The 8,810-nt window shown below is 70.0% G+C and carries 6 protein-coding genes and 1 pseudogene; 5 read left to right on the top strand and 2 right to left on the bottom strand.

Features of this window, described 5'->3' with window-relative positions:
- The 4 genes and pseudogenes from ACFWHU_RS38390 to ACFWHU_RS38375 all read left to right on the top strand — a co-directional run.
- Window positions 1-129: pseudogene (locus ACFWHU_RS38390) on the top strand (type III polyketide synthase); the annotation flags it as partial.
- Between the two features lie 349 nt (window positions 130-478).
- On the top strand, window positions 479-1,375 hold the full coding sequence (locus tag ACFWHU_RS38385) for an aromatic prenyltransferase (RefSeq protein ID WP_387230977.1): 897 nt from the start codon (window positions 479-481) through the stop codon (window positions 1,373-1,375).
- A gap of 96 nt (window positions 1,376-1,471) precedes the next feature.
- The gene (locus ACFWHU_RS38380; RefSeq protein WP_387230975.1) at window positions 1,472-2,521 is read left to right on the top strand and encodes an aromatic prenyltransferase; all 1,050 of its coding nucleotides are present in this window, start codon (window positions 1,472-1,474) and stop codon (window positions 2,519-2,521) included.
- A 69-nt stretch (window positions 2,522-2,590) separates the two neighbouring features.
- Window positions 2,591-3,640 (top strand): methyltransferase, encoded by a 1,050-nt coding sequence (locus ACFWHU_RS38375; RefSeq protein ID WP_387230973.1) that lies wholly within the window; start codon window positions 2,591-2,593, stop codon window positions 3,638-3,640.
- A gap of 393 nt (window positions 3,641-4,033) precedes the next feature.
- On the opposite strand, the gene ACFWHU_RS38370 is transcribed toward ACFWHU_RS38375, so the two are convergent.
- Window positions 4,034-4,495, bottom strand: coding sequence for a hypothetical protein (locus ACFWHU_RS38370; protein WP_387230971.1), 462 nt, complete (start codon window positions 4,493-4,495; stop codon window positions 4,034-4,036).
- A 1,062-nt stretch (window positions 4,496-5,557) separates the two neighbouring features.
- Here ACFWHU_RS38370 and ACFWHU_RS38365 point away from each other — a divergent pair.
- Window positions 5,558-7,168 carry a prenyltransferase/squalene oxidase repeat-containing protein gene (locus ACFWHU_RS38365; protein ID WP_387230969.1) on the top strand — a complete coding sequence of 537 codons (1,611 nt, stop codon included), beginning with the start codon at window positions 5,558-5,560 and terminating at the stop codon, window positions 7,166-7,168.
- Between the two features lie 63 nt (window positions 7,169-7,231).
- On the opposite strand, the gene sigJ is transcribed toward ACFWHU_RS38365, so the two are convergent.
- Window positions 7,232-8,179 (bottom strand): RNA polymerase sigma factor SigJ, encoded by a 948-nt coding sequence (gene sigJ, locus ACFWHU_RS38360; protein ID WP_385801126.1) that lies wholly within the window; start codon window positions 8,177-8,179, stop codon window positions 7,232-7,234.
- Between the last annotated feature and the right edge of the window lie 631 nt (window positions 8,180-8,810).

Here is an 8,810-nt window from a genome sequence, read left to right as displayed (position 1 = left end):
GCGCGCCGGCTTTTCGAGGAAGACACCCCCGCACCGCATGCCACCGGACTCATCGCCGGCTTCGGCCCCGGCATCACCGCCGAAATGGCCCTCGGCCACTGGCAGACCGACACACAACACACCACCTGACCGGCCCTCGTCCACCCCGGCCGCGACCGTATCCGTCCCGGCGAATCGAGAGGAATTCGAGCGCTACCGGATTCCCGCTCGGGGCGCGGTGGAGGACGTTGACATGAACTGGTCCGCATGGAACGCTTCCGGCGTTCCCGGGGCCCCCGGTATTCCCGGCGCTGCACACCGGAAATACGCGCATTCCTTTACCCGGCTCCGAAAGCTGTGACGAGAAGTGAGCCGGCCGGTTCTCCTTCCGTATTCCAGCACCCGCGTCCCGTGCCGCCGCGCCCCGTTTCCCGCATTCACAGCGCCCGGGTGCTGCCCCCCCATCCGTCAGAAGGCAACAAGAAACCGTGGAGGAAGCATGTCGGAAGACCGGACAGCGGAGTTCTACTCGGTCGCCGAGAAGACGTCCCGGATGATGGGCGTCCCCATTTCACACGACAAGGTCCGGCCCGTTCTGACGGCGTACCAGCATGTGATGGCGCCTGCCGTCATCTCCTTCCGGACGCAGACCGGCCCGCGGGGCGCCGATGACCTCGACTGCCGCTGGACGATGCTCCCCAAGGACCTCGACCCGTACGCGGTCGCCCTCTCGAACGGCTTCGCCACGCCGACGGGACACCCCGTCGACCAGGTGTCCAAGGAGATCCACCAGGCATTCCCGGTCGGCGGCTACGGCTTCGACTTCGGCGTCGCCGGCGGCTTCAAGAAGACCTGGACCTTCTTCCCCCCGCCCGCGCCCCAGCCGGCGGCCCGCCTCGCCGAACTGCCGTCGATGCCGCGGAGCGTGAGCGACAACCTCGCCTTCTTCGAACGCTACGGCGTCGCCGGCATCGTGAACACCGTCGGGATCGACTACCCGAAGCGAACGGTGAACCTGTACTTCAACCCCTCCTCGCGCGAGTTCTTCCAGCCGCAGGGGCTTCGGGTGCTGCTGGCCGAGGCGGGGCTCCCGGAGCCGAGCGAGGGACTGCTGCGCTTCTGCGACCAGGCCTTCAGCGTCTACACCACCCTCAACTGGGACTCCTCGGAGATCGAACGGATCACGTTCTCCGTCAAGACGACGGACCCGCTGGGCCTTCCCCTGGACATCGGCCCGGGCATCGAGAAGCTCGTGAAGAACCCCCCGTACACCGCCGGTGAGCAGTACGTCTACGGCGTCTCCGTCACTCCCCGGGGCGAGTTCCACAAGATCCAGTCGTACTACCAGTGGCACGCCCGGGTGGAGAGCATGCTGACGGCCGTCGACGCCGGATAACGCAGGACCCGGGCCCAGCAGGAGAAAGGCCACCCCGCCCGGCGCGCCGGCACCGGGCCCCAGCGCTTCTCGAACCCGCCTCGAGCCACCGCAAACATGATTCAGCTCAAACAGCTTGAACTCGCTGCCGGAAAGACCACGGCTGACGGTGCGCCGCAGGAGTCCGTCACGGCGCCCGGTACCGGCGGGGCATCCGCCCGGTACCGGGCCGAACGAGCGACAAGTGACCACTCCACAGCTGGAGGCATGGTGTCCGGAGAAGCTGACATCGAATCCCTGTATTCGACCATGAGGGAAGCGGCCGGGCTGTTGGGCATCACCTGCTCACGCGACAAGGTGTGGCCCGCCCTCACCGCGTTCCAGGACGTGATCGCCTCCACCGTCGTCTTCAACGCGGTGACCAGCGGGGGACGCATCAAGGACGTCTCCTTCGACTTCACGATGCCGCCCAGTGCCGGGGACCCCTACGAAATCGCCCTGGCACGCGGCCTCGCCGAGGAGACGAGCCATCCGGTCCGTGCTCTCTTCTCCGACATCCACAAGAGACTTCCCGTCTCCGCCTACGGCGTCGACTACGGAATCACGCGCGGATTCAACAAGACATACATCGTCTTCCCGCTGGGCGGCTTCCAGGACCTTGCGGCGCTTGCCGACGTCCCGTCCATCCCGGCCGGCCTGTCGGAGCACCTGAGCACCTTCGCCGGGTACGGCCTGGACGGCAAGGTGTCGGCCATAGCGATCGACTACGCGCACAGAACATGGAATCTGTACTTCAACGGACTCGGTGCCGAACAGGTCGAACGCGAAACCGTCCTGTCGATGGTTCATGAATTCGGGCTGCCGGAGCCGAGCGGGCAGCTGCTCGACTTCATCGCGACCTCGTCGGCGATGTACCCCACCTTCGGCTGGGACTCTTCGAGGATCGAGCGGATCAGCTTCTCCGTGAGAACCACCGACCCGGCGGCACTCCTCTCCCGCGCCGAGCCGATGCTCGAGAAGTTCGCCAGAAGTGTGCCGTACGCGTACGAAGGCGACCGGGTACTCGTCTACGCCGGCGCGATGTCCGCCGACGAGGAGTACTACAAGCTCGCGACCTACTACCGGATGACCCCCGAGACACAGGGCCGGGTCCGGCCCGCGAACTGACGCCCGGAAGCCGGATCCGCTCACCACGCACCCCTGCACCGCCGGATGCATGAGAGAGGGAGTTCAACGATGTCAGTCGCTCACCACGGGGCCGAAGAAGTACCGCCGAGTTCCGGCACCGGGCAGGAAGCGGGCGAACTGCTCGAACTCGCCCTGGGTTACCTGTACTCGGCGGCTCTCAACAGCGCCGCACGATTCGCTGTCGCCGACCACCTGGTGGACGCCCCCCGCACCGCCGGTGAACTCGCCGAAGCGACAGGGGTCCACGCACCGCACCTGTACCGGCTCCTGAGGTTCCTCGCCACCAAGGGGGTCTTCCGCGAGGACGAGGCGGGCCGTTTCCACCTCACCCCGCTCGCCCAGCCACTGCGCAGCGACGTGGAGCGGTCGTTGCGCGAAAACGTCATGGTGTACAGCGAGGCCCCCTTCTGGGAGCCGGCGGGCCGTCTCCACGAAGCGGTACGCACCGGCGCCACCGCCTTCGAGAGCCAGTACGGCACCCCCTTCTACAACTACGTCGCCACCGACCGGGAGTTCGGCGCGGCCTTCAACTCCAGCATGGCGGCGGCCTCCGAGGCGCTGAGCGACGACATCGCCGAGGCCCTCGACTTCTCGCAGGCCAAGAGCGTCGTCGACGTGGGCGGCGGACGCGGCGGGCTGCTGTGCTCGGTCCTGCGGCGCAACCCCCATATGACGGGCACCCTGTTCGATCTGGAGAACGTGGTGGCCGGGCACGTCCTCGACACCCCGGACCTGGCGGACCGCTGGCGGGCCGAGGCCGGGGACTTCTTCGACTCTGTGCCCTCCGGCGCCGACGTCTACTTCCTCAAGCACGTACTGGCCAGCTGGCCGGACGAGCAGTGCGTGAGCATCCTGCGCACCTGCCGCGGCGCCATGCCCGCGCACGGGCGGCTCCTGGTCGTCAACCCGATGATCCCGGCGGGCAACGAGCCCCACTTCGGCAAGACGGTCGACATGATGATGATGACGGTCCTCAACGGAAGGAACCGCACCCGCGCGGAGTACGAGGACCTGCTCACGCAGGCGGGATTCGACGTGGTGCAGTTCCTGGATCCCTCGCCGCACGCGTCGGTGGTCGAGGCGGCCGTGGCGCACTGAACCGGCCGTACTGTCCGGCGGGGTGGCCGGCACGGCCGGCCGGCGTTCTCCCGGCAGAGCCTGTGCCAACGGCTCTGCGGGGGAACGTTTCCGGCTCCGGCCCTGTAGCAGAAGCCGGAAACGTCGAGTGGAGACCGAGAGACCCGAGTCAGGCCACCTGTCGGGGGGAGCAGGATATGAACCCGGCCTCCACCTGTACGACGACGCAGCCCCCCGCGATGTGAGGTGACGGGCAGGGGAAATCGGGGAGTTGCCCGCGCCGCGGGCACCCGGCCTTGGTTCCGGGGCCCGTCGGGACCGTTCAGGAACACGAAAAGAAGCGGTCACGGAGGCAGTGCCGCCGTGACCGCATGACGTGTGCCGCCTGACGGCGCCCCTGGGCCGCCGGCAGGCTCAGGCGGGCGCGGCCGGGTTCTCCACGCGGAGCGTGAAGGCCCGCAGCACGAGCGCCGTCTCCATCGCGCACAGGGCCACGCCGAGGGTGACGTGCGCGGCGAGCGAGCCCTCCAGACCCAGCAGGGTCTGGGTGAAGGTGAACACCAGGATGCCGATGGTCGCCTTCAGCGGCCACGTCAGCCGGCGGTTGCGGCGCCACAGCAGGACGGCGGCCACGACCTGGAGGAACACCAGGAGCTCGAAGACGTAGGCGTTGATGCCGTGCGGGTCGATCGAATCGATGTCGCCGTTCAGCAGCATCCCGGCCAGCAGGCCCTGCACCAGGGTCTCAAGAAGGGTGAGGGCCGCCACGGCCCGCAGCAGCGTGACCGCGCCACGACCGTCCACCACCCGGTCCGTCCTGACCACCGTGCCCGTCCCGACATGGGAGGGCGCACCCTCGGAAGAGGTGTCGTGCATCGAAGTCCCCATTTCTTTCAGCTACTCGGCCTTTCAGCACACTTGACCGACGACACGGCACCCTGATTTGTGAGGTCTCCCGACGCGGCGCGTCCTCACGGACGCCGGCTCACGTCCCCCGCCGACCGAACCCGCCCGCGCGAGGAGGCGGCATCCGCTGCTCCGCGGCGGCGGCGTTCGATCTTGACGCCGGAGGCACCGGAAAGCACCGTAACTCCCCAGGGCGAACCCCCGCCCCCGGCCTCAGCGATTCCTCAACCACCTGTTGAGCGAGCGACAACCGGCTTTCGAGCGAACGGTGTCCGCGCCGCAGCCGATCCCCACCGAAGCCCCCGCCCCACCGCGCACGCACGCGCCGCCCGCGGGGGTGCCGGGGCACCGCCCGAACGCCCGGACTCCGTGCAAGTGCCCGCCCCGGCCGCCGTCCTGACGCGGTGTCCGGACACCTGGGAAACCCCTCGGCCGGAGCACGGCATGCCGAGTGCGGCCGCCGCGCGAAGCCTCCCCGGCATGCCGCGCACCGGGTCGACGCCGCCGAGCAGGTGCTGACCGGGGCCCCGCGACTGGCCTGCGTACGGAGCCGGGGCCGCCGCCCCCGGACCAGCCGGGTGACATGGCCGGGGCGCGCCGTTCTACTGACACCACGTCAACCGGCCGGGGTCCGGCGCCCGTTGGCGTGTGGCAGGTCACCTTTCGCATGCTCTTGCCCGGTGATGACGGCCGTGTCACTATGTCGGCACGCTTTCCCTGCCCGCATTCAGCCGAGCGGTGGTCGAGGTTCTCCTCCCACCATGCTCGGCTTTCTTTTTCTCCCCGACGAGCACGAGGCGCGCCCGGGGCCGGGCGGCGGCGAAGGCGTAGAACCGGCGCGGCATCGCGGAGTTCCGCCCGCACCGGCGGCCCCTGCCATGCCGCCGGCACTCCGCCCCGGCACGTGTCCCGGGGCCCCCTTCGGCGTCTGCGACAACCCGCGCCCCGCCCTTTCCCCTCTGTGCCTGGCAACCCGGCACGGGCCGCCGCACGGGCAGCCCCTGCATCGGAAAACCCGGAAGGAAACTGAGCATGAGTGATCGTCTAGTTGGCCCCGCAGGCAGCCCCGCGGGCAGCTCCGCCCCGCAGCCGCCGGCAGCGAGCCGCGACGGGCAGCGGTCCGGGGCCGAGGCGGTGCGCGACCGTGTGGCACGCCACCTGGCCGTGCAGGTGGACGGCGAGGGCGCCCTCAAGGACCGGTGCGCCGGCCGGATCATCGAGTCCGCGCTGCTCCTCCTCCTGCTGCGCAAGGAACGCGCCCTGCCCCGCGCGCAGAAGGAACTCCAGGACTACCTGCAACGAGCCCGGCCGAAAGGCACCCTGGAACGCGTCCTCGCCGACGCGCTGCTCGGCCGGCCCTGCGACGCCAACGACGTGCTCGACATCGGAAGGTCCCGGCACGGCACCGGCGCGCGCAAACGGCTCCTGCTGGAGACGATCCTGGGCCTGTGCGGACTGCTGCCGGACGGCACACGCCCCGATCCCCGGAGTATCGGTCCCCGGCCGCAGGCGGTGTGGACGGAACTGACGCTGTGCGCCGCCACCATCCTGCACGCGCACACCAACTGGGGTGCGGGACACCCCGGTTCACCCGATGACACCACGCACCAGCAGGAACTGCTCGAACACCAGAACCTGCTGGTACGACGGCTGGCCGCCTTCCCCGCGGGGCGGGTGTGGGAAGGAAACGCACTGGCCCACCTCGTGGCACTGCACGCACTGCACACCTACCGGCCCGGCTCCGAACTGATGCGTGAGGGGATCGAGGCACTGGTCCGGCTCCGCGGCCCGGACGGCGGCGTGCCGTTCATCGACGGGCAGGAGGTCTTCGTGACCGCCCTCGCCGGAGTCGCACTCGCGCCCGCACCCGGGCACGCGCACCTCGTCTCACGGATGGGGGAGTACATCGCCTCCCGCCAGCACGCCGACGGCGGCTGGGGCTACAACGAGACCACGACCCAGACCGACGTCGACGACACCGCCCGGTGCGTGGAACTCATGCGGACACTCGACGAGACGAGGTTCCGGCACGGCATCGAGGGGGGCGAGGCGTATCTGCGCGCCCGGGCGAATGAGGGAGGCGGCTTTCCCACCTACCTGCGGGGCCACCCCTGGGACCTCGACATGACCGCGGGAGCGGTCATCGCCCTGCCCTGGAGCCGCCACGAGGACCTGCTCCGCCCCGCGGCCGACGTACTCATCAGTGCCCAGCACGCGGACGGCAGCTTCGAGCCGGGCTGGTCGCTGAGTGTGCCGAGCGTCATCCTGCGCGTCCTGGACGCCTTGTCCCGCATACCCGCGTCCGAAGAAGCCCTGCGGCGGCGCGCCGACGAGTGCACGGCCAGGGCCACGGCCTTCCTGGAGCAGGCCCGGGGCAGTGACGGCGGGTGGGGGCACAGCCCGGGGAAGGACAGCGACGTGCTGTCCACCGCACAGGCCATGTGCACGCTCGTCCGGCACGCGCCCGGCACCGACCTGGCCAAGCCCCTCGCCTATCTGGAGGACCGGCAGCACGCCGACGGCGGATTCACCTCGGTCCCCGACCAGGCCGGCCCGCGTCCCCTGCCCTTCGATTTTCCCGTACTGGCCGACGTGCACGTCCTGACGGCACTCAACCGCCTGGTCGCGAGCGGCGTCGCCTGACCGTGCCGGGGCCGGGCCCGGGGGCGCGGACACCGGCACGGGCGGGACACCGCCGCGGGAACGTCAGTCCTGCGGCCCCGTCCGCCACAGGCGCAGCTTGTCGGGGTTGCGCATGGCCCAGATGTGGGTGACGCGGTCGCCGGCCACCTCGAACGCCATGACGGTCACGATGACGCCGTCCCGCTGAACCACGAGCCCGGGCCGGCCGTTGACCATCCGTTCCAGGATGGTCAGGCCCGGCAGCCTGCGGACGAGGGCGACGAGACCCTGGGCGATCTGCTCGGTGTCGTCCTCGATGGACAGGGCCGTGGACTGGACGAGGCCGCCGCTGTCGGCGACCGACACGGCACCGGGGTCGAGGAGGGCGACGAGGGCGCCGATGTCCTGGGCCTCCCAGGCCTGCTTGAAGTTCCGGATGGTGCCGGCCTGCCAGTCGTTCGACCTCGTGGGCGCTTCCGCGGCGCGGATACGGCGGCGGGCGGAGGTGGCCAGCTGGCGGCAGGCCGCCGGGGTACGGCCGACGATCTCGGCGATGTCGTTGAAGGGGTAGCGGAAGACGTCGTGGAGGACGAACGCGACGCGTTCGGCCGGGGTGAGCGATTCGAGCACCACGAGGAAGGCCATGCTGACCGACTCGTCGAGGGTGACCCGTTCGGCCGGGTCGACCGCGGTGCCCGCCGGCCGGCCGGTCATCCATTCCGTGCGGTCGGGCACGGGCTCGGGGAGCCACGCGCCCACATAACTCTCCCGCCGGGCCCGCGCCGAGCCGAGCATGTCCAGGCAGACACGGCTGGCGACCTTCGTCAGCCAGCCGCCGGGGGACTCGATGCTTTCCTGCTGCTCCGGGGACATCGCGTACCAGCGGACGTACGTCTCCTGCACGACGTCCTCGGCATCGGCCAGCGAGCCGAGGAGACGGTAGGAGAGATTGATCAGCTTGCGCCGCTCACTCATGACCGCGTTCAGGCCCGGGTCGAGCGGGTCGTCTCCCCGCGGGGATCGGCTGCTCATGGTGTCGGGGTCTCCTCAGGTCGCGTCCGCCGTCACTGGTTAGACGAGACAGCACATCAGACTGTGAGGCGCCGGCGCAGCCCCGCCGCACCCGCGAAGCCGTCCGGGCCGAGCGGGGCGGCGGCTGCTCCGGCACGGCTCACTACGGCGCCCCGGCGCCCGCGGGGCTGCGCCTGGAGCTCCGCCGGAAACGGAACCCGACAAACTGACCTGACGGTACGTCAGATATCAAGCGTGCAGGGGCAGTTGGCGTGTGCCAGCTCACTTCCGAGCGCCCTTGGCGCGAAGGCGCCGACCGTGTCACTCTGTCTGCACGCCTTCCCTGCCCAAAATCCCCTGTACGGCGCTCTGTTCGCCGCGGGCATCGACCACCGGCGACCGTGTCCCTCCCGTCGCCCGGAGAAGGCGCCGCCCACCCGACCGCGTGATCGCCCGCGGGTGAGCCCGGCATGGCCGTGCCCCGTACCCGATCCGCGAGGCCCCCCAGGGGAGTTGTCCGCCAGCGCCGCTCCGCGCGCCGAAGTGCGTCCACGTGCCGCCCAGTGGTTCTCGATGGTTACCCGAGTAGTACCGGAGGTGTGTGGACGACTGTGCAGGTACGTAGTGGCTGATTCCAGAGAAGGTGGATTTC

It is taken from the genome of Streptomyces sp. NPDC060366 (genome assembly GCF_042725135.1).
In the GTDB taxonomy this organism is placed as follows: Bacteria; Actinomycetota; Actinomycetes; order Streptomycetales; family Streptomycetaceae; genus Streptomyces.
The sequence above is the reverse complement of the archived record's forward strand: the minus strand, read 5'-3'. Positions and strand labels throughout refer to the sequence as shown.